We start from the raw sequence: 24,332 nt of genomic DNA, 5'->3' as shown, positions 1-24,332 counted from the left end.
CTGCGTGGCTGCTCTTCGTTCCGGCATCGCGAAGCCACGCAGGGCGTGGCTCTACGCAGGCATGCCCGTGCCGACCAATGGTCGGCACGGGCCTTCAGGCCATCAATTCCATCCACGCGGCTTCGGCTTTTTCGAGCTGCTGCGCGGTGGTTTCGCGGTCGCGGCCGAGTACCGCCATGCGGGTGGCGTCGGCGTAGTTGGCCGGGTCGGCCAGCTGCCGGTCCAGGTCGGACAACAGGCTTTCCAGCTCGTTGACCTTGGCTTCAGCGGCGGCCAGCTTGACCGGGTTGACCGTTTTCTTCGGCGGCAGCGGCGGGGTCGGCGGCGCCGGCTCCGGGGCGGCCGCCGCCATCTTCTGCTTGGTGCCCTGCGCGGCCGGGCGCGAACGCAGCCACGCCGCGTAGGCGTCCAGATCGCCATCGAACGGCTCCACCACGCCATCGGCGACGCGCCAGAAGGTGTCGCAGACCAGTCCGATCAGGTGGCGGTCATGCGAGACCATCACGATCGCGCCTTCAAAATCGGCCAACGCTTCGGCCAGCGCTTCACGCATTTCCAGGTCAAGGTGGTTGGTCGGTTCGTCCAGCAGCAGTACGTTCGGCTGCTGCCAGGCGATCAACGCCAGCGCCAGGCGCGCGCGCTCGCCACCGGAGAAACCGTCCACCGGTTCGAACGCGCGATCCCCGGCGAAATTCCACTTGCCCAGGAAATCGCGGAACGCCTGGTTCGGTGCATCCGGGGCCAGGTCGCGGAAGTGCTCCATCGGCGACTGCCCTTCATGCAGCGATTCCACCGTGTGCTGGGCAAAGTAGCCAATGCGCAGGTCCGGGTGCGCGGCGCGCTCACCGGTAATGGGCGCAAGCTCGCCCACCAGCGTCTTGACCAGGGTGGTCTTGCCCGCGCCGTTCGGACCGAGCAGGCCGATGCGCTGGCCCGCTTCCAGGCCGAAGCCGACCTCATGCAGGATCACCGCATCCGGGCCATAACCGGCATCCACGTGGTTCAGCCGGATCAGCGAGAACGGCAGCTTGGCCGGCGGGGCGAACTCGATGCGGAATTCGCGCTCGGCGCGCACCGCTTCGGTACCGGCCAGCTTGGCCAGGCGCTTCATGCGGCTCTGCGCCTGCGCAGCCTTGCTGGCCTGCGCCTTGAAACGGTCGATGAAGCTCTGCAGGTGGGCGCGCTCGGCCTGTTCCTTCTCGTGCGCAAGCTGCTGCTGGCGCAGCTGTTCGGCGCGCTGGCGCTCGAAATCGGTGTAACCGCCGACGTACAGCTTGGCGCCGCCACCATGCAGGTGCAGGGTGTGGGTGGCCACGTTGTCCAGAAACTCGCGGTCATGCGAGATCAGCAGCAGCGTGCCCGGGTACTTGAGCAGCCACTGCTCCAGCCAGAACACCGCATCCAGGTCGAGGTGGTTGGTGGGTTCGTCGAGCAGCAGCAGGTCGCTGGGCATCATCAGCGCGCGCGCCAGGTTCAGGCGCACTCGCCAGCCGCCGGAGAACGAAGACACTGCGCGCGAATGCGTTTCGGCCGGGAAACCCAGGCCATGTAGCAGCTTGCCGGCGCGCGCCTCGGCGTCGTAGGCGCCGATTTCGGCCATGCGCTGGTGCGCGATGGCAACCGCCTCCCAGTCTTCGCGCGCGGCCGCCTCGGCTTCCTCGCGCAGCACGGCGGCCACCTCGGTGTCGCCTTCGAGCACGAACTGCAGCGCCGGGTCCGGCAGCGACGGGGTTTCCTGGGCCACGCTGGCGATGCGGATCTTGCCGGGCAGATCGACGTCGCCCTTGTCCGCCTCCAGCTCGCCCTTCACGGCCGCGAACAGGCTGGACTTGCCGGCCCCGTTGCGGCCGACCACGCCCACGCGGTAGCCCGCATGCAGGGTCAGGTCGACGTTGGACAACAGCAGCCGCTCGCCGCGGCGCAAGGCGAAGTTACGAAGGGAAATCATCTGGGGGGTCCATATAACGGAATGGAATGTGCTGGTGAGCACCTTTCCTGCGACGCAATTCTAGCGTTAACGAATACTTGACGCGCCCCGGGATGCGCGGCAGGCCTCGTCTCTCTCCCACGAACCTGCCTGCGCTTTCCCCGGGACCCTCTCCCGCCTGATTGGTCAAATCTTCGTAAATCGTTGCTTTTGCAACGTTTTATCAATTTGACAGACAGTAAAAATACCGTTAATCCGTTAATTGCGCACCGCAACACCCGCCCTCGCTGACCCGCTTTGCCGCAGTCGTGATGTCGTCCGGTGCCACCTCGTCCCAACCGGAGCTACATCCTGATGAACCGCAAGACCAGTACGCTTGCCACCGCCGTTGCTGTCGTTCTCGGTGCCTCGGCCTTCACCGCCGCCGCCCAGGACGCTCCCGCGCGCGCCGCTGCCAACACCCTGGACACGGTCATCGTGACCGGTACCCGGGTAGCCGACCGCACCGTGGCCGAGTCGCAGTCGCCCATCGACATCATCACCCCCGAGGCGCTGCAGTCCACCGGCACCACCGAACTGGCCACCGCGCTGGCCCGTGCCCTGCCCTCGCTGAACTTCCCGCGCCCGGCGCTGACCGATGGCACCAGCGGCATCCGCCCGGCCCAGCTGCGCGGCCTGTCCCCGGACCAGGTACTGGTGCTGGTCAACGGCAAGCGCCGCCACACCTCGGCGCAGATCAACGTCAACGGCAGCATTGGCCGTGGTTCGTCTGCGGTGGACATCAACGCCATTCCGATCGCCTCCATCGAGCGGGTGGAAGTGCTGCGCGACGGCGCCTCGGCGCAGTACGGTTCGGATGCCATCGCCGGTGTGATCAACATCGTGCTCAAGGGTTCCAGTGCGGGCGGCAGCCTGGCGTTGGATGTCGGCCAGTACTCGGCCGGTGACGGCAACAAGTACCAGCTCTCCGGCGATACCGGCATCGGCTTCGCCGACGGTCGCGGCAGCGTGCACGTGGCCGGCCAGATCACCCAGCAGGATGAAAGCAACCGCGCCGGCCCCTACCAGGGCACCGCGCCGAACACCGGCAACTTCCCCAGCGTGGGCCAGACCACCTTCGTGGTCGGCGACCCACAGGTGGATGCCACCGCCGCCTCGGCCAACGCCAGCTTCCAGTTCAGCGACCACGTCTCGGCCTACGCCACCGCGCTGGCCAGCAACCGCGACATCACCTCGTTCGCGTTCTACCGCTCGCGCACCAACAGCGGCCAGGGCGCGCTGCTGGCCCAGACCTACCCGGACGGCTTCGTGCCGGAGATCAACCAGTACTCCAAGGACCGCTCGCTGGTGGCAGGCGTGAAGGGCGACACCGAAAGCGGCTGGACCTGGGACGTGAGCTACAACCACGGCACCAACAAGATCGACTTCCACACCCGCAACAGCATCAACTATTCGCTGGGCGTGGACAGCCCGCGTTCGTTCTACGCCGGTGCGCTGGAGTACACCCAGGACATCGGCAACGTGGACATCACCAAGCAGCTGGACTGGGGCCTGGCCTATCCGGTCACGCTGTCCTTCGGCGGTGAGTACCGCCGCGAGAAGTGGGAGCAGAGCGCAGGCGAGCCCACTTCCTACTTCGGCACCGGTGCGCAGGGCTTCGGTGGGTTCACCCCGCTCAACGCCGTGGACGCCGACCGCGACAACTACGCCGTCTACGCCGGCCTGGAAGCGGACCTGACCGACAAGTTCTCGGCCGGCGTCACCGGCCGTTATGAGGACTACTCGGACTTCGGCGACAAATTCTCCGGCAAGCTGTCGGCGCGTTACGCCTTCACCGACAAGGTCGCGCTGCGCGCCACCGCCTCGTCCGGCTTCCGCGCACCGTCACTGGCCCAGCAGAGCTACCAGGCCGTGACCAGTACGATCGTCAATGGCGTGTTCGTCGAACGCGGTACCTTCCCCACCACCAGCACCGCCGCGCAGGCACTGGGCGCCAGCCCGCTGAAGGCTGAAAGCTCCACCTCCTACAGCGTGGGCCTGGTGCTGCAGCCGATCGACCGCCTCTACCTGACCGTGGACGCGTACCAGATCGACATCGACGACCGCATCATCCTGTCCACCAACATCACCACCAACGACGCCACCAGTGCGTTGTTGGCCGATCTGGGCCTGTCGCAGGTCACCGCGTTCTCGTACTTCACCAACGGCGTGGACACCCGCACCCGCGGCGTGGACGCGGTGTCCAGCTACACCATCCCGTTCAGCGCCAGCGCGCTGGAACTGACGGCGGCCTACAGCTACAACGACACCGAGGTGAAGAAGTTCATCGCCTCCCCGGCCGTGTTCGGCTCACTGGGCCTGACCCAGTCGTTGATCGGTCGCGATGAAGTGGGCCGGATCGAAGACAGCTACCCGCGCGACAAGACCATCCTCAGCGGCACCTGGCGCTCGGACCGCTGGGACCTGAGCCTGGCCGCCACCCGCTACGGGTCCTTCACCGTGCGCAACTCGGCCACCCCGACCCGCGACCAGACCTACGACGCCTCGTGGGTGCTGGATGCCTCGGTGGCGTACAAGCCCAGCGAGAACTGGACCCTGACCCTGGGTGCGGACAACCTGCTGGACGAGTACCCCGACCGCACCGTGGACCTGCAGAACTCCACCTGGGGCATGCTGCCCTACAGCAACTACTCGCCGTATGGCTTCAACGGCGCCTACGTGTACGGCCGCGTCACCTACAAGTGGTGATCCCCCGGTAGCGCCGGCTGTCAGCCGGCCCTCGCGAACATACCTGCGTTCATGAGGGCCGGCCAACGGCCGGTGCTACCGCCAGCTGCATCATCGATTCCTGCATTACGGTTTGCCGGAATTGGCCGCATCGGTGAAAATCGGGGCATCCCCCAATCTGCGAGCCCCGATGCACCATGACACCGACCTGATCAACATCGTCGCCGTTGGCCTTGGGCTCGCCTTCATCCTGGGTGCGCTGGCCAACAAGCTGCGTTTGTCTCCGCTGGTCGGTTACCTGGTTGCGGGCATCTGCGTAGGACCCTTCACGCCCGGCTTCGTCGCCGACCAGGCGCTGGCCAACCAGCTGGCCGAAATCGGCGTGATGCTGCTGATGTTCGGGGTCGGCCTGCACTTTTCGTTGAAAGACCTGATGGCGGTCAAGGCGATCGCCATTCCCGGCGCAGTCGGCCAGATCCTGGTCGCCACCCTGCTCGGCTGGGGCCTGGCCTGGCTGATGGGCTGGCCGGTGATCCACGGCGTGGTGTTCGGCTTCGCGCTGGCCACGGCCAGTACCGTGGTGCTGCTGCGTGCCATGGAAGAGCGCCGCCTGCTGGAAACCCAGCGCGGCAAGATCGCGGTCGGCTGGCTGATCGTCGAAGACCTGGCCTGCGTGCTGGCGCTGGTGATGATGCCGGTGCTGGCCGGCGTGTTCGGCCCCGATGCGGCCAATGAAACCCATACCGTCGGCAGCGTGCTGGCCAGCATCGGCTGGACCTTCGTGCAGCTGGGCCTGTTCGTGGCGGTGATGCTGGTGGTCGGCCGCCGGGTCATTCCGTGGATCCTCGAGCGCATTGCCGGTACCGGTTCGCGCGAGCTGTTCACCCTGGCGGTGCTGGCCATCGCACTGGGCGTGGCGTTTGGTTCGGCCATGCTGTTCGGCGTGTCCTTCGCACTCGGCGCGTTCTTCGCCGGCATGCTGCTCAATGAATCCGAGCTCAGCCACAAGGCCGCCAACGATTCGCTGCCGCTGCGCGATGCGTTCGCCGTGCTGTTCTTCGTCTCCGTGGGCATGCTGTTCAACCCGGCCATCCTGGTCGAACACCCGTGGCAGGTGCTGGCCACCGCCGCCATCATCATGTTCGGCAAGTCCGCCGCCGCGTTCTTCATCGTGCGCGCGTTCGGCCACCCCAACGGCACCGCGCTGACCATTTCGGCCAGCCTGGCGCAGATCGGCGAGTTCGCCTTCATCATCGCCGGCCTGGGCGTCAGCCTGAAGATCCTGCCACCCACCGGCCAGGCGCTGGTGCTGGCCGGCGCGCTGATCTCGATCATGCTCAACCCGCTGGTGTTCGGCCTGCTCGACCGCTGGCTGGCCAAGCACCAGGAAACCACACCGACCGCCGTGGAAACCGAACTGCCGCCCGGACCGTCGCTGGACCTGCACGATCACGCCATCGTGATCGGCTATGGGCGGGTCGGCAGCGCGCTGGCGCAGGTGCTGCGCGACCGCGGCGTGCCGGTGCTGGTGATCGACGACAACAAGGAACACGTGGCCGAAGCGCATGCCGCCGGCCTGCCCGGCATCCGTGGCAGCGCCGCCTCCGACCGCGTGCTGGCCGAAGCGCACCCCGAACGCGCCAAGATCGCGGTGTTGGCCATTCCGCAACCGCTGGAAGCCGGCGAAACCCTGGCCAAACTGCGCGCGCTCAACCCGGGCCTGACCCTGCTGGCGCGCGCGCACAGCGACGCCGAGGTCAAGCACCTGCTGGAACACGGTGCCGACGGCACGGTGATGGCCGAGCGCGAGCTGGCCTACTCGCTGGCCGAAATGGTCATGGCCACCCCGCCCTACCGCAACATCGGCAAGCACACCATTCCGGTGGTGTAAACGCAGTCCGGTGCCGTGCCGCCGTCGCCATCTGTGACGGCGGTCAGGTCGGGGGTGAGGGCTGCGTTGCGGAAACGGACATCCAGGCACTACCCGCAACTACTCCGATAGGCACCGGCACGGCTCGGCAAGCACACCATTCCGGTGGTGTAAACGCAGTCCGGTGCCGTGCCGCCGTCGCCATCTGTGACGGCGGTCAGGTCGGGGGTGAGGGCTGCGTTGCGGAAACGGACATCCAGGCACTACCCGCAACTACTCCGATAGGCACCGGCACGGCGATGCGGCACGGTGCGATGGACCTGCGTCCGCACCGCGTCCTGCGGTGACAACGGCGCTACCGCCATCCACGAGGTTGCCATGCCGCTCGACATTCCGTTCGCCCGCCACGTCCAGGGCCACTTCGACAACCAGGTCGCGCGCAACCTGCACTCACGCGGCGTGCCCGTGCAGCCGAAGCCGCAGGCCGGGACGCGCCCCTTGACCGTGCGCAATGGCCGGGAGTGGCTGGTCAACGCCCTCGCACTGTCCTCGGCGATGGCGATCGCCCGGCTTCCGCCACGCCATGCCCCGGTCACAGCGGGCCGGGTCGGCGTACCGCCCGCGCCGGTGGCGGCCCTGCTGCCCGGCGCCCATGCGCAGGCGGGCACCGGCTACCAGGCGGTGCCGGGGGCGGCCAATGTGCCGACGGCGACCTCCGCTGCGCTGGGGCATATCGCCAACGCCGCCACCTTGAGCTGCGTGACGCAACCGCGCCAGTGTCCACGCACGCTGGCTGCCGGCACATTGGCCGCCGGGACCGTGGTGGCCAGCGCGGTCGCCGGCGGCGTGCTGGGCTTCGTGCTGGGCCGCAACAGCGCACCGGACGCCAGCGCGGACGGGCGCACGCCAGCGCCGGCCTCGCTTCCCCTGACGCTCTACGACCTGCTGCCCGACGAACAACGCCACCGCCTGCTGGAAATCGTGCGCGACTGCGGCACCGATGCCGCGGCGTGCACTGCCCCGGCGATCCGTGCATTGCTGCAGGACCTGCCACCGGCCACCCGCAACGAAATCATGCTGACCCTCGGCGTGGCCCGCCACGCCGAACAGCATGGGCACAGCGGCTGGCCCAGCGGCGCAGACGCCGCCGCCCTGGCGCCCATGCTGTCGTGGGTGGATTGGGCGGCGGAACTGCTGGGCGGCGTGGTGAGCCCTGCACAGGCCAGCTTCCAGCTGGACCTGGAGCAGATCGCGCAGGCCACGCTGGACGCACAGCAGCCGGGAATGACCGGCGCGCAGCGCGAGGTGGCCGCGAACATCGCCCGCTTCGACATGCTGCGCACGCTGGTCAAGCGCGACGGCCATACCCTGCAGCAGCTGCCGTTCTCTGGCAGCACACGCGACACCTTCGGTTTCAACCAGACCTATACCGGCTGCAACCTGATGCTGGAATTTGCGGGCGGCGGCACCCCCCAACGCACCCTCATGGTGCTCGCCCACGGCGACATGACCGGCGCGCGCGAGGGTTCCAGCGGTGCCAGCGACAACGGCACCGGCCTGGCCACGCTGCTGGCGCTGGCCCGGAAACTGGGCGCCACAACGCTCCCCGAGGGCATGCGCGTACAACTGCTGGTGTCCGACCTGGAAGAGCACGGCATGCTGGGCGCCAAGGCCTTCGTCGAGCAATGCCTGGCACAGTCCAGCTGCCCCGATGTGGCCCTCAACCTGGACATGGTGGGGCGTGGCGATGGCATGACGCTTTCGGGATCGGACCGCCATCACCTGTACATGGACGGCGATTCGCGCGCACTGCAGCCGCCTGCGGCGCCGGTGAGTGCCGCCGAAGCGCAGCTGCGTGGCCTGCTCGAGCACGCCGCCGCCGAGGTCGGGCTGCGCGTGCATGCCAGTCCCGGCTGGGTGATGCAGTCCGACCACATCGCCTTCCAGCGCGAAGGCGTGCCGGCGCTGGGCATGAACCTGGCGGACGCCGCCGACATCCCCCTTGAACGCGACATGCAGCAGGCCCGCGCACGCGTGTGGTTGGCCAACGCGGAAGTGGACTGGAGCCGGTTCGAGGCCTACCTGCAGGGCACCCTGGGACCGGCCGAGGTACAGACGATGGATGCGCGGATGGATGCCATGGAGCGCGCCATGCACACCCAGCAGGCGTTGCCGGTGTCGCGCGGATTGTCGAACATCCATAACCGATTCGACCAGCTGGATCAGGTTGATCCGCGCCGCGCGATGGCCGCGCTGGCGGTACTGGAAGGGGCCATCGATGCCTGGCTGCACGCGCCCGCCCCGTGACTACACCCACCCCGGCCGGCAGGAACCGGCACGACTGCCACCGGAGGCCGCGCCATGCGTATTGACCCCGCAACCCAACACCGTCGCAGCCAAGGCGAGTTCGCGCGCACGCTGCGTGGTCGGCAACCACGCCAGGACCACGCACGGCACCAGCGCTTCGGAATGGGTGCGCCCCCCCTGCTGCAGGTTCGCAATCGCGCCGGCCTGCTCACCGCTGCGCTGTTGCTTGCGTCGGCGCGGCCCGTCGTCGCGCAGGACGCACCTGCCTCGTTGCGTGCGCCGGCGCTGCTGCCCGGTGCCTGTGCAACGCGTGGTGAAACCTACACGGCCGTGCCGGTGCGCGAATCGTTGGAACAGCTCGGCAACGCGGCCGCTGCCAGCTGCCTGGCCCGCCCCCGCCAGTGCCCGCAGATCCTGGCCGGTGCGGCGCTGACCGCCCTGGGCAGCGCCGCAGCGGGCGGCTGGCTGGGCTGGCGCGCCGGCCACCACGCCGGTCGTGCCGAGTACGGCAATACGCCGCCGCCCCTCCCCGAGGCCGAGGCACAGGTCCAGGTCCAGTTCGCCAACACGGTCGATGGCCTGCCGGCCCCGCTGCGTTTCAATCCGGCCGATATCGATCCCATCCGATCGCCGTGTGACTCGTTGTATGCACACATCAACCAGCGTTGGCACGACACTGCGGTACTGCCGGCCGACCAGTCGCGCTGGGACATGCCGGCGATGCTGCAGGAACATTCGCTGGAACTGCAGCGGCGGTTGGCCGAACAGGCCACAGGGCTTGAGCTGCCAACGCCGGCAGAGAAGGTCGTGGCCGACCTGTGGACCGCCGGCATGAACCAGCACCGCATCAATGCCGATGGCATCTCGCCCTTGCGGGCCGAACTGGCGGCCATCGACGCGCTGCAGACACCTGCGGCGATCCAGACGCACCTGCACGCACTGACCGCCGCTGGCCTCAACCCCGTGTTCATGTTTGGCGTCAACCTGGACATGGCCGAACGGAGCACGCAGATTGCCTACGCCGTCCAGGGCGGACTGGGCCTGCCCGACCGCAGTTACTACCTGACCGACGACCATGCAGAGGCGCTACGGGCGTACCGGGCGCATATCGCCCACGTGCTGCGCCTGGCCGGCGCTGCGCCGGCCGACGCCGAGTGCAGCGCCGACGCGGTGATGGCACTGGAGCGCCGCTTCGCCAACGCGTCCGTGCCGCTGGAGGAGCTCAATGACAGCGTCACCAACTATTACCACCCGCTCAGCGTGGCCGAAGCCGATGCGCTCACCCCCGGCTTCCGCTGGAGCGCCTTGTTCCAGGCGCTGGGCGTGGACACGCCCGAGCGGTTCTCGCTGGCCACGCCCGGGTTCCACCAGGCCGTCGGTGAAGCGCTGACCTCGGTGGACGCCGCCACCTGGCGCGCCTATCTGCGCTTCCACACGATCGATGCCGCCAGCCCGTACCTGAGCGATGACTTCGTCCGCGCCCACCACGCGTTCCACGCCAGGACCCTGCAGGGCCAGGACGCAATGCCACCGCGCTGGAAACAGGTGCTGGCCGCCATCGAACGGGTGGCGGGCGAAGCGCTCGGCGAGATGTACGTCGCAGTGGCCTTCCCCGCCGAAACCCGGACGCGGATGAATGCGCTGGTCGAACAGATCGGTGCGGCGCTGAAGCGTCGCCTTGAACAGGTTCCGTGGATGGATGCCGACACGCGCGCCATGGCGCTGCGCAAGGCCGACGCATTCCGTCCGCGCATCGGCCACACCGACCACTGGCCGGACTGGTCCGGCCTGCACACCGAAGCGTGCGGCTACCTGCGCAACCTGCGCCTGGCCACCGCCTTCGCCCAGCGCAACGAGCTGGCGCGGCTGGGCGCACCGCCAGACCCATCGCAGTGGCTGATGACCCCACAGACCGTGGACGCTTACCATCATGTGATGACCGGTGAAATCGCCTTCTCAGCAGCGATACTGCAGCCGCCCTACTTCGATCCCGACGCCGACGACGCGCTCAACTACGGCGCGATCGGCGCGGTCATCGGTCACGAGATGGCGCATGCCTTCTCCGCCGAATCCAGCCGGTTCGGGCTGGACGGCGGCCTGCAGAGCTGGTGGAGCGACGCCGACCACCAGCGCTACGCGGCACTGTCGGCGCAGCTGGCCGCACAGTTCGACCAGCAGCAGGTGGATGGCATCCCGCTCAATGGGCAGCTGACCGCCAGCGAAAACCTGGCCGACCTTGGGGGACTGGCCATCGCCTTTGAGGCGCTGCGGCACCTGCGTCACAACCAGACCGACCCCATGCTGGACGGGCTGAGCCAAGAGGAGCGCTTCTTCCTCAGCTGGGGACTGCTGTACCGTCGCCTGCACACTCCGCAGCGCCTGCAGCGCGACGTGGAATCCGACGTGCACGCCATAGGCGCCCCGCGGGCAGATGTCGGCCCGGCCAACCTGCGGGCCTATGCGCAAGCCTTCAACTGCCCGCCCGGTACGCCGATGACGCGCAGCGATGCCGAGCGCGTGGTCTATCTGTAAGGTCCGCACCGCCACGCCCGCCCCTCACGGTGGCGGGCGTGGCAAGCAATCCGGCGTCATCCCTTGGCGAAGGCCAGGCGACCTGCGGCCGCATCCACACGGATCACATCGCCCCCGACGAAGTCGCCGGACAGGATCTTCTGCGCCAGCGGGTTTTCCAGCTGCGCCTGGATCGCGCGCTTGAGCGGGCGGGCACCGTAGATCGGATCGAAGCCGACGTTGCCCAGCAGCTCGAACGCCGCGTCGCTGACCTCGATGCGCAGGCCGCGTTCGGCCAGGCGCTTTTCCAGGCCCTGCATCTGGATGCGTGCGATCTGCTTGATCTGCACCTTGTCCAGCGGGTGGAACACCACGATGTCGTCCAGCCGGTTGATGAACTCCGGGCGGAAGTGCGCCTGCACCACGCCCATCACCGCCGCCTTCATCTGCGTGTAGGCCTCCGGACTGTCATCGCTGGACATGTCCTGGATCTGGTGCGAACCCAGGTTGGAGGTCATCACGATGACGGTGTTGCGGAAGTCCACGGTGCGCCCCTGGCCATCGGTCAGGCGGCCATCGTCGAGCACCTGCAGCAGGATGTTGAATACATCGGTGTGGGCCTTTTCGACCTCGTCGAGCAGGATCAGCGAGTAAGGACGGCGACGCACCGCTTCGGTGAGGTAGCCACCTTCTTCGTAACCGACATAGCCCGGGGGCGCGCCGATCAGGCGGGCCACGCTGTGCTTTTCCATGAACTCGCTCATGTCGATGCGGATCATGGCATCGCTGCTGTCGAACAGGAATTCGGCCAGCGCCTTGCACAGCTCGGTCTTGCCCACGCCGGTCGGGCCCAGGAACAGGAACGAACCGCTGGGCCGGTTCGGGTCGGACAGGCCCGCACGCGAACGACGCACCGCGTCGGAGACGACCTTGATCGCCTCTTCCTGGCCCACCACCCGCTCATGCAGCACGTCTTCCATGCGCAGCAGCTTGTCGCGCTCGCCTTCGAGCATGCGATTGACCGGAATACCGGTCCAGCGCGACACCACCTCGGCGATCTCCTCGGCGGTGACCCGGTCCTGGACCAGCTTGAACTCGGTGTTCTCCGCTTCCTGCGCGGCGTGCAGCTGCTTTTCCAGCTGCGGCAGCTGGCCGTACTGCAGCTCGCTCATGCGGCCGAAATCCTGGCGCCGCTGTGCTGCTTCCAGCTCCAGCTTGACCTGCTCGATCTGCTCCTTGATCTTCGTCGTGCCCTGTAGCGCGGCTTTTTCCGACTTCCAGATCTCGTTCAGATCGGAGAACTCGCGCTCCAGCGCATCGATGTCGGTTTCCAGATCGGCCAGGCGCTGGCGCGAGGCGTCGTCCTTTTCCTTCTTGAGCATCTCGCGCTGGATCTTGAGCTGGATCAGCCGCCGCTCCAGGCGGTCCAGTTCTTCCGGCTTGGAGTCGATCTCCATGCGGATGCGCGAGGCGGCCTCGTCCATCAGGTCGATGGCCTTGTCGGGCAACTGGCGGTCGGCAATGTAGCGGTGCGACAGCGTGGCTGCGGCCACGATGGCCGGGTCGGTGATCTCCACCCCATGGTGCACGGCGTACTTTTCCTTCAGCCCGCGCAGGATGGCGATGGTGTCTTCCACGCTGGGCTCGCCCACGAATACCTTCTGGAAGCGGCGCTCCAGCGCGGCATCCTTCTCGATGTACTTGCGGTATTCGTCCAGGGTGGTGGCGCCCACGCAATGCAGCTCGCCGCGGGCCAGCGCCGGCTTGAGCATGTTGCCGGCATCCATCGCGCCATCGGCCTTGCCCGCACCGACCATGGTGTGCAGCTCATCGATGAACAGGATGATCTGCCCTTCGCTCTTGGACAGGTCGTTGAGCACGCCCTTCAGGCGCTCTTCGAATTCCCCCCGGAACTTGGCGCCGGCGATCAACGCGCCCATGTCCAGCGACAGCACGCGCTTGCCGCGCAGGCCTTCGGGCACTTCGTCGTTGATGATGCGCTGGGCCAGGCCTTCCACGATGGCGGTCTTGCCCACGCCCGGCTCGCCGATCAGCACCGGGTTGTTCTTGGTGCGGCGCTGCAGGACCTGGATGGTGCGGCGGATTTCCTCGTCGCGCCCGATCACCGGGTCGAGCTTGCCACGCTCGGCACGCGCGGTCAGGTCGATGGTGTACTTCTCCAGCGCCTGGCGCTGTTCTTCGGCATTTTCAGACTGCACGCTTTCACCGCCGCGGATCCTGTCGATGGCCGCATCGATCCTGGTCTTGTCGGCCCCGGCAGCGCGCAACGCCATGCCCAGGGTGCCGCCGTCGTCGAGCGCGGCCAGCACGAACCATTCGCTGGCGATGAACGCGTCGCCATGCTCCTGGGCCAGCTTGTCGGTCTTGTTGAGCAGCCGGTTCAGATCATTGCCGATCGACAGGTTGCCTTCCTGCCCGGACACCTTCGGCAGCGCATCGAGCGCCTCGGTCAGCCGTTCGCGCAACACCGGCATGTTGACCCCGGCCTGGGCCAGCAGCGGGCGCGTGCTGCCGCCCTGCTGGTCCAGCAGGGCGCTCAGCACGTGCACCGGTTCAATGATGTTGTGGTCGCGGCCCACGGCCAGCGACTGTGCGTCTGCCAGCGCCTGCTGGAAACGCGAGGTGAGCTTGTCCATCCGCATGGGAGAAATCCTCGATGTTTTGTCGCTGGCCGGACCAGCACTATCTGACAGATGCGGTTATGCAGGCGTGTTTCAAGGGGGAATGAGAACGCATTCAGGCCCCGGACGACCTGGCAGCGACATTCCCATCACGCCTGCTTGGCAGCGCAGGCGGGAGGCTGGGCGCTCCCGTTACGGAGCGTGCCCATGCACTACGAGCTGTATTACTGGACCGGCGTCCAAGGCCGGGGCGAGTTCATCCGGCTGGCGCTGGAGGATGCCGGCGCGGCCTACACGGACATGGCGCGCGTGCACGGCGATGAGGTGATGCAGCCGTTCCTGGAGGGCAAGGCAGAGGGCCTGCGCCCCTATGCACCGCCCTTCCTGGTCAGCGGCCGGCAGGTCATCGCGCAGGTCGCGGCGATCCTCGACCATCTCGGCCCGGAACTGGGCCTGGTGCCCGAAGCTGCCTCACGCCGGGCCCAGGCGCTGCAGCTGCAATTGACCATCGCCGACCTGGTGGCCGAGATCCACGACACCCACCACCCGATCGCGGCGTCGAAGTACTACGAAGACCAGAAGCGCGAAGCGAAGGCGCGTGCCGCGGCGATGCGCAGCGAACGCCTGCCAAAATACCTGGGCTGGCTCGAAAGCGTGCTCGACGCCAACGGCGGCCTGCACCCGCTGCGCGGGCATTCCTACGTGGACCTGTCATTGTTCCAGCTGATCAGCGGGCTCGAGTACATGTTCCCGCAGCGCATGCAGGCACTGCGGCCGAGGCTGCCGCTGCTGCACGCGCTGCGTGACCGCGTGCAGCGCAGGCCGAACATCGCCGCGTACCTGGCGTCGGAACGGCGCTTGCCGTTCAACACCAACGGGATCTTTCGTCATTACCCTGAACTGGACGCGGACGCGTGATGGACCGCCTGGGCCGGCCAACGGCCGGCGCTACCGCCACACGCTGCGCAGATCATGCGACACCCCGCGCGGACCGTTCGACGGCCACCGGAACCCTGCGGTACCCGGAGGCATCCTGCGATGTCCGGTAGCGCCGGCCGTTGGCCGGCCCAAGGGGCCTACGGTTCGTTCGCATCCCCCGCACCCACCGGCATCAACGACAACACCCCCAACAACGCGGCCAACGCCACATACGCGCCCGCGAACTGCCACATGATCTGCTCCGGCAACCCTTCCAGCTGCCACGGCAGATAGATGCCGCCGCGCGGGTCCACCGAATGGATCAGCCCGAACAGCGTCAGCGCCGCCGCCACCAGCAGGATGCCGCTGGAACGCAGCAGCCGCCCATCGATCATCGCCACCACCGCGGCAATCCACAGCATCGAGGTGATGATGAAGCCATTGCCCAGCGTGAAGATCACTGCCAGCTCCGGCAGCCCATGCCCATCCAGCGTGGTGGTCATCGCGGCCAGCTGCTCCGGCGCGATCCAGCCCGGCGCCTTGATCGCCAGCAGATAGGCCACCGACGGCAGGAAGCCCAGCACCATCGCACCGGCGTGCTCACGCGGGGTGGCCTGGAAGGCCTGGGTGGTGATGTCGATGGCCACGTACACGATGATCGGCGCCAGCACCGCCAGCGGCAGCCACTGCACCAGCCCGGAGATCACCCCCAGCATGCCGCCGATGCCGACGAACAGGCCGGTCAGCAGCGTGTAGCCGCTGCGCGCACCCATGTGCTTGTACGCCGGCTGGCCGATGTACGGCGTGGTCTGCGCCACGCCACCGCACAGCCCGGCCACCAGCGTGGCCACCGCCTCCACCAGCAGGATGTCGCGGGTGCGGTAGTCGTCGCCGGCAGCGCGCGCGCTTTCAGACACGTTGATGCCACCCACCACCATCAGCAGGCCGAACGGCAGCAACAGCGGCAGGTAGGTGATGGCCGTGGGCAGGCCTTCGATGAAGCCCAGCGTCGGCCACGGCAGCACGATCTGCGGCGGGGTCCACTGCGGCACCGTGAAGCCCGGTGCCCCCAACCCCGCCAGGCCCAGCCCGTAATACAGCACCGTGCCGAACACGAATGCCACCAGCACGCCGGGCGCGCGGATCGGCAGCTTGCGCTTGGCCACCAGCACGTACAGCAGCAGGCCCAGGGTGACGAAGCCGACCACCGGCGAACGCAGCGTTTCCAGCAGCGGCAGGAAGCCCATCAGCACGATCGCGATGCCGGCGATGGAGCCCAGCAGCGAAGCCCGCGGCAGCGCGCGGGTCACCGCTTCGCCAAAGAACGACAGCACCGTCTTGAGCAGGCCCATGATCACCAGCGAGGCCATGCCCAGCTGCCAGGTGGCGATGGCCGCGTCATGCGGAGCCAGCCCCTTTGCCTTGAAGGCCAGGAACGCCGGGCCCAGCACCAGCAGCGCCATGCCGATGCTGGTCGGCGCATCCAGGCCGAGCGGCATCGCGGTCACGTCATCGCGCCCGGTGCGCGCCGCCAGCCGCCGCGCCATCCAGGTGTAGAGCACGTTGCCGACCAGCACACCAAAGGCGGTGCCGGGGAACATGCGCCCGAACACCACGTCGGCGGGGAACTGGAAGATGCCGACCAGCGCCATCGCGATGAAGCCCAGGATGGACAGGTTGTCGACCACCAGGCCGAAGAAACCATTGAAATCGCCGGCAACGAACCAGCGGGGGCGCGCGGAGGCGGGAGTGGAAGCAGGCATGCGGTGGGGGCACGGGTGTGGGGGTACCCGATGGTAGGCGTTCATTGCCCCAGGCAACAGACACACGGGTAGAACGCCGGACCCCACCGGTAGGGTCGTTTCCCAAACGACTGCACGTACCAATGATCACGGCGATGACGGCATGACCATTGCCGAAGCCGCGCTGTGAGAGCCGCCCCCGATTGGCGTCATGCCCACCATCGGCCAGTCATCGCTATCGGCAGTCGTTTGAGAAACACCCCTATCAAGGGCGACCAGACGCTCAAGTCAGAACGAAACCTCGACCGCCTGCTGCGACCACAACACTGACTGGTGCTTCGTTGCCTGCTTCCACGCCAGCCGGATGGCCTCGATGTCGGCGCGCCGCTGCGGGGTATTCTCATGCAACACCACCAGCACCTTGGTGCGCAGGCGGTTGGGCTCTTTTGCGCCACGGAACAGCCATTGGCCGTAGGCGTCGAACACGGTCAGGCCGTCGGGGAAGCGGGGGGTGACCTGTTTGTCGAGGAACTCGCGCCACTGCGCCTCGCTGATCGCATCGGTCTGGGTGCGTTCGGATGCCCCACTTTCTTCGCCCACGCCGAAGTAGAGCTCGCTGCGTACCCAGCCCGCGGCGCTGTCGGGGCGGGCGGCGTCGCCCTGCAGGCTGGCGGTCGTGGTTGTGATGGCTTCGGCCGGACGGGGGGCCGGGGCGGTGGTCGCGCAGCCGCTGATGGCCAGGAACATGGCGAACAGCAGGGGGTAATGCTTCATGTTGCGGGTGTCTCCGAAGGGGCGAATCAGGTGCGCGTGGGACGCGCGCGGCGTGTCGCTACGTGGGGGTGGTCGCCAGCGTGCAGCACATCTGCGTCTCGCTCAGATTACGTGCGGTTATCAGCTGATGTTGGTCTGTACGGGGACTTGCGTCACATGGGGCGATCACGTCAAGATAATATATCGCTTCATCCGGATGGAACAATAGTTTCGTCCGGAACAGCCGGGCAGAGCCCGGCTCTACCGTCCCCCCACCGTTGTGCTGGAGTCTGCATGTCCCGTCCGTCCGCGTCGCGCCTTGGCCTTGCCATTGCCCTGGTCCTGTCCTCTCCCCTGCTGGCCCAGGACCTGTACGCGCAGGACGCGCCAGCCGCCACCACGCTGGACACGGTGATCGTCACCGGCACCCGCGCCATCGACCGCACCGTGCTCGAATCGACCTCGCCGGTGGACGTGCTCACCGCCGAAGACATCCGCCGGGCCGGCGTGGTCAATGGCGAGCTGGGCAGCGCGCTGCAGGCGCTGCTGCCTTCGTTCAACTTCCCGCGCCAGTCCAACTCCGGCGGTGCCGACCACGTGCGTGCCGCCCAGCTGCGCGGGCTGTCGCCCGACCAGGTGCTGGTGCTGGTCAACGGCAAGCGCCGCCATACCAGCGCGCTGGTGAACACCGACAGCAAGATCGGCAAGGGCACCACGCCGGTCGATTTCAACTCGATCCCAGTGAGCGCGATCAAGCGCATCGAAGTGCTGCGCGACGGTGCCGGTGCGCTGTACGGTTCGGATGCGGTGGCCGGGGTGATCAACGTGATCCTCGATGACGCCCCGGAAGGCGGCGCCATCGAAGCCAGCTTCGGCGCCAACCACACCAACCTGGAGCCGATCGACCGCACCATCACCGATGGCCAGACCAGCTTCGCCAGCGCCAAGGTCGGCACCGCGCTGGGCGAAGACGGCGGCTTCCTGCGCGTGGGCCTGGAGCTGAAGAACCGCGAAGGCACCAATCGCGCCGGCTTCGACCAGATTCCGCCGTGGTACCAGAACGATGCCAATCTTGCCCTGCAGGGCAAGCGCAACTACGTGCTGGGCGATGGCAAGACCAAGGACCTCAACGCCTGGATCAACACCGAGCTGCCGTTCGGTGAGACTTCGAAGTTCTACTTCTTCAGCACTTTCAACCAGCGCGACAGCGAAGGCGCCAACTACTTCCGCTACCCCGACAGCGACGCCAACTGGACCGAGCTCTACCCCAACGGCTACCGCCCGATTTCCGAAGGCGAGAACCGCGACGTGCAGGCCGTGGCCGGTGCCAAGGGCCAGTGGGGCGAGTGGAACTACGACGCCAGCCTGGATTACGGCTTCAATGACTTCACCTACCGGCTGCGCGATTCGCTCAACGCCTCGCTCGGCCCGGGCAGCCCGACCCGGTTCAAGACCGGCGATTACCGCAATGAACTCACCGTGGGCAATGTCGATCTCAGCCGGGTGTTCAGCCAGGGCGACAACAGCCACACCCTCGGCCTCGGCGCGGAAGCGCGCCGCGACCACTTCCAGACCCGCCCTGGCGACCCGGCCAGCTACGCCGCCGGCCCCTACACCGACCGCCCGACCGGTTCGCAGGCCGGTGGCGGCCTGACCCCGCAGGACGCCACCTCGCTCACCCGCGATGTCGCCAGTGCGTATGCCAGCCTGTCCAGCCAGTTCGGCGAGCACTTCTCCAGCGACCTGGCCGCACGCTACGAACACAGCGACGATTACGGCGGCGAGCTCACCGGCAAGCTGGGCCTGCGTTACGCGTTCACCCCGGCGTTCGCGCTGCGCGGCGCGATCTCCAACAACTTCCGCGCGCCGTCGCTGGCGCAGATCGGTTACGAATCCACCTCCACCGGCTACAACGCCGCCGGCCAGCTGGTGCAGGGCCGTACGCTGTCGGTGAACAACCCGATCGCGCGCGGATTGGGCGCTACCGACCTCAAGCCGGAGAAGTCGGTCAACACCAGCCTGGGCTTCACCAGCCGCATCGGCGAGCACTTCGACCTGTCGCTGGATTTCTACCAGATCGATATTGATGACCGTATCGCACTGTCGGAAAGCATCACCGGCGATGCCCTTACCGATTACGTACAGCAGCAGTTCGGCGTGAGCGGCCTGCAAAGCGCCACCTTCTTCGTCAACGCCGCCGATACCCGCACGCGCGGTGCCGAGCTGGTGACCAACTGGCGGCAGGCGCTGGGTGATGGGCAGCTGGTGCTGACCGGCACCTATGCCTACAACAAGACCACGTTGAAGAACGTGCTGGCCACACCGGCCAACCTGTTGGCGCTGGATCCGGAGTACGTCCTGTTCGGCGTGGAAGAAACCAACACGCTCACCGACGCCACCCCGCGCACGCGTGCCCAGCTGGCTGCCAGCTGGGCCAACGACCGCTGGACGCTGAGCAGCCGCCTGAGCCGTTTCGGCAGCGTGACCCGGGTGTTCAACTTCGGCGATGGATTCGTGCCACGGCAGACGTATGGGGCCGAGTGGCAGCTGGATGCCGAAGTGGAGTACCGCATTACGCCGCAGTGGAGCGTGGCGGTGGGTGGGCAGAACCTGACCGACAATTACTCGGATCTGTCCAATGAGGACATCTACTATTACGGCAACCTGCCGTATGACGTGTTGTCGCCGGTTGGTAGCAATGGTGCCTATTATTACGGGCGGGTGCGGTATACGTTCTGATCGGCATCTGCTTCGCTGTAGTTCATGCGTTACCGGGTGTTGAGCCGTTCAGGGCGGGTGTTTGGGAACCGCCCCTACCGCGTGACCATGCCGTACGTCAGGAGCCCCGTATCCAGACGCATTGCGTGGGACCCGGCAACGCCCCTGTTGGCGTGATCGTCCACCGGACGATCACGCTTTGGGTGGCATGTTGGCGGTCATGGCCAACGACTACCCCCTGCGTCCGCCGCCGCCACTGGTGGACGATGCATGCGCGCTGTTCCTGGACGTGGATGGCACCCTTATTGAATTTGCCGAGGACCCCGAGGCGGTCAGACTGCTGCCCGAGGTACGCCAAGCCATCGGCCGCATCAGCGACCGCCTCGAAGGCGCCGTAGCGCTGATCAGCGGGCGGCCGCTGGCCCAGCTCGACCGCCTGTTCGCGCCGCTGCACCTTCCCGCCGCCGGCCTGCATGGCCACCAGGTGCGTGGCCTGGGCGGGCAGACCCACGCGGTTGACGGTGGCACCGACAGCGACACCAGCCAATGGCTGCACGCGGTGCACCAGCAGGCAATGCGCTTCGCCCACGGCTATCCCGGCGTGCTGGTGGAAGACAAAGGCCGCAGCCTGGCACTGCACTGGCGCGGCGCACCGCATGCCGCGCACGAAGTGCGCGCGTTCGCCGAACGCCACATACGCGGCAACGCCGGTTACCGGCTCCAGCCCGGCGACCACGTGGTGGAATTCATTCCCGAAGGCAGCGACAAGGGCCGCGCGATCCGCCAGCTCATGCAACAGCTCCCCTTCCGTGGCCGCTTGCCGGTATTCCTGGGCGATGACCTGACCGACGAATACGGCTTCGATGCGGCCAACACCCTGCACGGCTGGAGCGTGCTGGTCGGCGAACGCGAGCCCAGCGCCGCGGTCTTCGCCCTGCCCCGTGTGCGCGACGTGCACGACTGGCTGCAGGAAAACGCTTACTGATGCACCGGGAGAGCCCCACCCCATGAGTAATTCCAACCTGGACCTCGGCGTTGTCGGCAACGGCAGCTTCGGCGCCTTGATCGACCGCCACGCCCGCGTCGTGTGGAGCTGCCTGCCCACCTTCGACGGCGACCCCACCTTCTGCGCGCTGCTCCAGCCCAACCAGCAGACCGGTGGCGATTTCGCCATCGAACTGGAAGACATGGTCAGCAGCGAACAGACCTATCTGACCAACACCGCCATCCTGCGCACCGTGCTGCACGACAAGCACGGTGGCTCGCTGGAAATCACCGACTTCGCGCCGCGCTGGCGCCAGAACGACCGCTTCTACCGGCCGGTCAGCCTGATCCGCGAGGTGCGACCGCTGGGCGGCAACCCGCGCATCATCGTGCGCGCGCGACCACTGGCCGACTGGGGCGCGCGCGTTCCCGAAGCCACCTGGGGCAGCAACCATATCCGCTGGGTGCTGCCCGACCACGTGCTGCGCCTGACCACCGATGTGCCGCTACGCTTCGTGCGCGATGAACTGCCGTTCGTGCTCAACCACCCGGTGCACCTGGTGCTGGGCGTGGACGAATCGCTGAACCGCTCGCTCAGCGGCTACGTGCAGGAATCCTTCCAGCGCACCCGCGACTATTGGCGCGAATGGGTGCGCTACCTGTCCATTCCGCTGGAGTGGCAGGACGCGGTGATCCGCAGCGCGATCACCCTCAAGCTGTGCCAATACGAAGACAGCGGCGCCATCATCGCCGCGATGACCACCTCCATTCCCGAGGCCCCCGGCAGCGTCCGCAACTGGGATTACCGTTACTGCTGGCTGCGCGACGCCGCCTTCGTGGTGCGCGCGCTCAACCGTCTGGGTGCCACCCGCACCATGGAGCAGTTCCTGGGTTACATCTTCAACCTGGCCACTGGCGATGGCAGCCTGCAGCCGCTGTACGGGATCGGCTTCGAGGCGAAGCTGGAAGAAAGCGAAGTCGCCTCGCTGGACGGCTACCGTGGCATGGGGCCGGTGCGGCGCGGCAACCTGGCCTGGGTGCAGCGCCAGCATGACGTGTATGGCAGCGTGGTGCTGGCCTCCACCCAGCTGTTCTTCGACCGCCGCCTGCAGGACCCAGGTGACACCCATACCTTCGCGCGGCTGGAACCGCTTGGCGAACAGGCCTTCGCCCTGCACGATGTGCCGGATGCGGGGCTGTGGGAGTTCCGCGGCCGCACCGACGTGCACACCTACACCAGCGCGATGTGCTGGGCCGCATGCGATCGCCTGTGCAAGATCGCCGTGCGCCTGAAGCTGGACCACCGCGCCGAGTACTGGCGCGAACGTGCCAACACCATCCACGCGCGCATCCTGCGCGAATCCTGGAGTGACGAACTGGGCCACTTCACCGACACCTACGGCGGCCACCGCCTGGATGCCTCGCTGCTGCTGCTGGCCGACATCGGCTTCATCGCTGCCGACGACGCGCGCTTTGTCGCCACCGTCGAAGCCATCGGCCGCGACCTCAAGCACGGCAACGCGCTGTACCGCTACGTGGCCCCGGATGATTTCGGCGAACCGGAAACCAGCTTCACCATCTGCACGTTCTGGTACATCGATGCGCTGGCCGCCATCGGCCGCCTGGATGAAGCGCGCGGGATGTTCGAACTGCTGCTTGAACGCCGCAACCACCTGGGGCTGCTCTCCGAAGACCTGGCCTTCGACAACGGCGAGGCCTGGGGCAACTTCCCGCAGACTTACTCGCACGTAGGCCTGGTGACCGCTGCCACGCGGCTGTCGCGCAGCTGGCAGGAAGCATCATGAGCCGCCTGGTGGTGGTTTCCAATCGCGTGGCCGCACCCGGCGTCGCCGCACCGGGTGGGCTGGCAGTGGGTCTACTGGCCGCCTTGAAGGAACGCGGCGGGCTGTGGTTCGGCTGGAGCGGCAAGCCGGTGCGCGGCGCCAGCGGCGACCTGCATGAGCAGATCGAGGGCGACATCCGCTATGTCACCCTGGATCTGAACAAACGCGATGTCGACGGTTACTACAACGGCTTCGCCAACCGCACCCTGTGGCCGCTGCTGCACTTCCGCCTGGACCTGGTGGACTATGACCGCCAAACCCGCGAAACCTACCGCCGGGTCAATGCGCTGTTCGCCGAAAAGCTGGCGCCGCTGCTGCGCGACGACGACATCGTGTGGATCCACGATTACCACCTGATCCCGCTGGCCTCGCTGCTGCGCGAGCGCGGCATCGGCTGCCGCATCGGTTTCTTCCTGCACGTACCGATGCCTTCGGCCGACCTGCTGCAGGCCATGCCCGACCATCTGCGGCTGTTCTCCGGCCTGTATGCGTACGACCTGGTGGGCTTCCAGACCCAACGCGATGCCGACCGCTTCCAGTCCTATGTACGCCTGTTCGCCGGCGGCCGGGTGCTGCCCGACGGCATGCTGGAAGCGCCCGGCGGGCGTCGCTTCCGCGCCGCCGCATTCCCGATCGGCATCGATACCGCGCACATCGAGCGCCAGGCCAAGGCCGGGGCCAACAAACCGGCCGTGCGCGACCTGCGCAACAGCCTGCGCGACCGCCAGCTGGCGATCGGTGTGGACCGGCTGGACTATTCCAAGGGCCTGCCCGAACGCTTCCTGGGCTTCGAGCGCTACCTGCAGCGCCACCCGGACCAGCGCGGCAGCCTGACCTACCTGCAGATCGCACCGGTGTCGCGCGGCGATGTGACCGAGTACCGGCGACTGCGCAGCCAGCTTGAGCAGATCGCCGGCCACATCAACGGCGGCTTTGCCGAGCCGGACTGGACCCCGCTGCGCTATGTGAACCAGAACTTCGCCCACGCCACGCTCACCGGCTTCTACCGCGCCGCTGCGGTGGGCCTGGTCACGCCGCTGCGCGATGGCATGAACCTGGTGGCCAAGGAGTACGTGGCCTCGCAGGACCCGGAGAACCCCGGCGTGCTGGTGCTGTCGCTGCTGGCCGGTGCGGCCGATGAGATGAAGCAGGCCCTGCTGGTGAACCCGCACGACCTGGACGGGGTGGCCGATGCCATCGCCACCGCAGCCACCATGCCGCTGCGCAAACGCGTCGAACGCTGGCAGGCCATGATGGATCACCTGCGTACCCACGACATCAACCACTGGCGCAAGACCTACCTGGAAGCCCTGGAAAGAAGCTGATTACGACATGACTTCGGGCCGGACGGATGTCGCAATCGACCCGTAGTCGCAACTGCCCTGCGCA

Annotated in this window: 13 protein-coding genes; 9 read left to right on the top strand and 4 right to left on the bottom strand. The window is 67.3% G+C overall.

Annotated elements, in window-relative coordinates:
• Positions 1-94 precede the first annotated feature (94 nt).
• A complete protein-coding gene (locus tag WIX41_RS13420; RefSeq protein ID WP_339448298.1) occupies positions 95-1,948 on the bottom strand; it encodes an ABC-F family ATP-binding cassette domain-containing protein in 1,854 nt (617 codons plus the stop codon).
• A 333-nt stretch (positions 1,949-2,281) separates the two neighbouring features.
• On the opposite strand from WIX41_RS13420, the gene WIX41_RS13415 reads away from it, so the two are divergent.
• The 4 genes from WIX41_RS13415 (at position 2,282) to WIX41_RS13400 (ending at position 11,363) form a co-directional block, all read left to right on the top strand.
• Entirely contained in the window at positions 2,282-4,675 is a 2,394-nt protein-coding gene (locus WIX41_RS13415) for a TonB-dependent receptor plug domain-containing protein (protein WP_339448296.1), read from the top strand.
• A 169-nt stretch (positions 4,676-4,844) separates the two neighbouring features.
• The gene (gene ybaL, locus WIX41_RS13410) at positions 4,845-6,545 is read left to right on the top strand and encodes a YbaL family putative K(+) efflux transporter (RefSeq protein ID WP_339448294.1); all 1,701 of its coding nucleotides are present in this window, start codon (positions 4,845-4,847) and stop codon (positions 6,543-6,545) included.
• A gap of 357 nt (positions 6,546-6,902) precedes the next feature.
• Positions 6,903-8,831 carry a M28 family peptidase gene (locus WIX41_RS13405; protein ID WP_339448292.1) on the top strand — a complete coding sequence of 643 codons (1,929 nt, stop codon included), beginning with the start codon at positions 6,903-6,905 and terminating at the stop codon, positions 8,829-8,831.
• Positions 8,832-8,885: 54 nt separating this feature from the next.
• Complete coding sequence (locus tag WIX41_RS13400) at positions 8,886-11,363, top strand: M13 family metallopeptidase (protein ID WP_339448290.1); 2,478 nt, start codon at positions 8,886-8,888, stop codon at positions 11,361-11,363.
• Between the two features lie 56 nt (positions 11,364-11,419).
• On the opposite strand, the gene clpB is transcribed toward WIX41_RS13400, so the two are convergent.
• Positions 11,420-14,005, bottom strand: a complete 2,586-nt coding sequence (gene clpB, locus WIX41_RS13395) for an ATP-dependent chaperone ClpB (RefSeq protein WP_339448288.1) — start codon at positions 14,003-14,005, stop codon at positions 11,420-11,422.
• A gap of 186 nt (positions 14,006-14,191) precedes the next feature.
• Between clpB and WIX41_RS13390 the strand changes: the two genes are divergently transcribed.
• Positions 14,192-14,902, top strand: coding sequence for a glutathione S-transferase (locus WIX41_RS13390; protein ID WP_339448286.1), 711 nt, complete (start codon positions 14,192-14,194; stop codon positions 14,900-14,902).
• 158 nt (positions 14,903-15,060) lie between these two features.
• Here WIX41_RS13390 and WIX41_RS13385 read toward each other — a convergent pair whose 3' ends face one another.
• Together WIX41_RS13385 and WIX41_RS13380 are read right to left on the bottom strand one after the other, a co-directional pair.
• Entirely contained in the window at positions 15,061-16,665 is a 1,605-nt protein-coding gene (locus WIX41_RS13385; RefSeq protein WP_339448284.1) for a hypothetical protein, read from the bottom strand.
• A gap of 267 nt (positions 16,666-16,932) precedes the next feature.
• Complete coding sequence (locus tag WIX41_RS13380; protein WP_339448282.1) at positions 16,933-17,418, bottom strand: DUF3574 domain-containing protein; 486 nt, start codon at positions 17,416-17,418, stop codon at positions 16,933-16,935.
• A 273-nt stretch (positions 17,419-17,691) separates the two neighbouring features.
• On the opposite strand from WIX41_RS13380, the gene WIX41_RS13375 reads away from it, so the two are divergent.
• From WIX41_RS13375 to otsA, 4 genes are all read left to right on the top strand, one after another.
• Positions 17,692-20,136 carry a TonB-dependent receptor plug domain-containing protein gene (locus WIX41_RS13375; protein ID WP_339448280.1) on the top strand — a complete coding sequence of 815 codons (2,445 nt, stop codon included), beginning with the start codon at positions 17,692-17,694 and terminating at the stop codon, positions 20,134-20,136.
• Positions 20,137-20,335: 199 nt separating this feature from the next.
• Positions 20,336-21,100, top strand: coding sequence for a trehalose-phosphatase (gene otsB / locus WIX41_RS13370; RefSeq protein WP_339448278.1), 765 nt, complete (start codon positions 20,336-20,338; stop codon positions 21,098-21,100).
• A gap of 22 nt (positions 21,101-21,122) precedes the next feature.
• On the top strand, positions 21,123-22,904 hold the full coding sequence (locus WIX41_RS13365) for a glycoside hydrolase family 15 protein (protein WP_339448276.1): 1,782 nt from the start codon (positions 21,123-21,125) through the stop codon (positions 22,902-22,904).
• On the top strand, positions 22,901-24,268 hold the full coding sequence (otsA, locus tag WIX41_RS13360; protein ID WP_339448274.1) for an alpha,alpha-trehalose-phosphate synthase (UDP-forming): 1,368 nt from the start codon (positions 22,901-22,903) through the stop codon (positions 24,266-24,268). The genes WIX41_RS13365 and otsA overlap by 4 nt, the downstream gene beginning before the upstream one ends.
• Positions 24,269-24,332 lie beyond the last annotated feature (64 nt).

The sequence above is a fragment of the Stenotrophomonas sp. AB1(2024) genome, from assembly GCF_037482345.1.
Classification (GTDB): Bacteria; Pseudomonadota; Gammaproteobacteria; order Xanthomonadales; family Xanthomonadaceae; genus Stenotrophomonas.
This window is presented reverse-complemented; position numbering and strand designations above follow the sequence as displayed.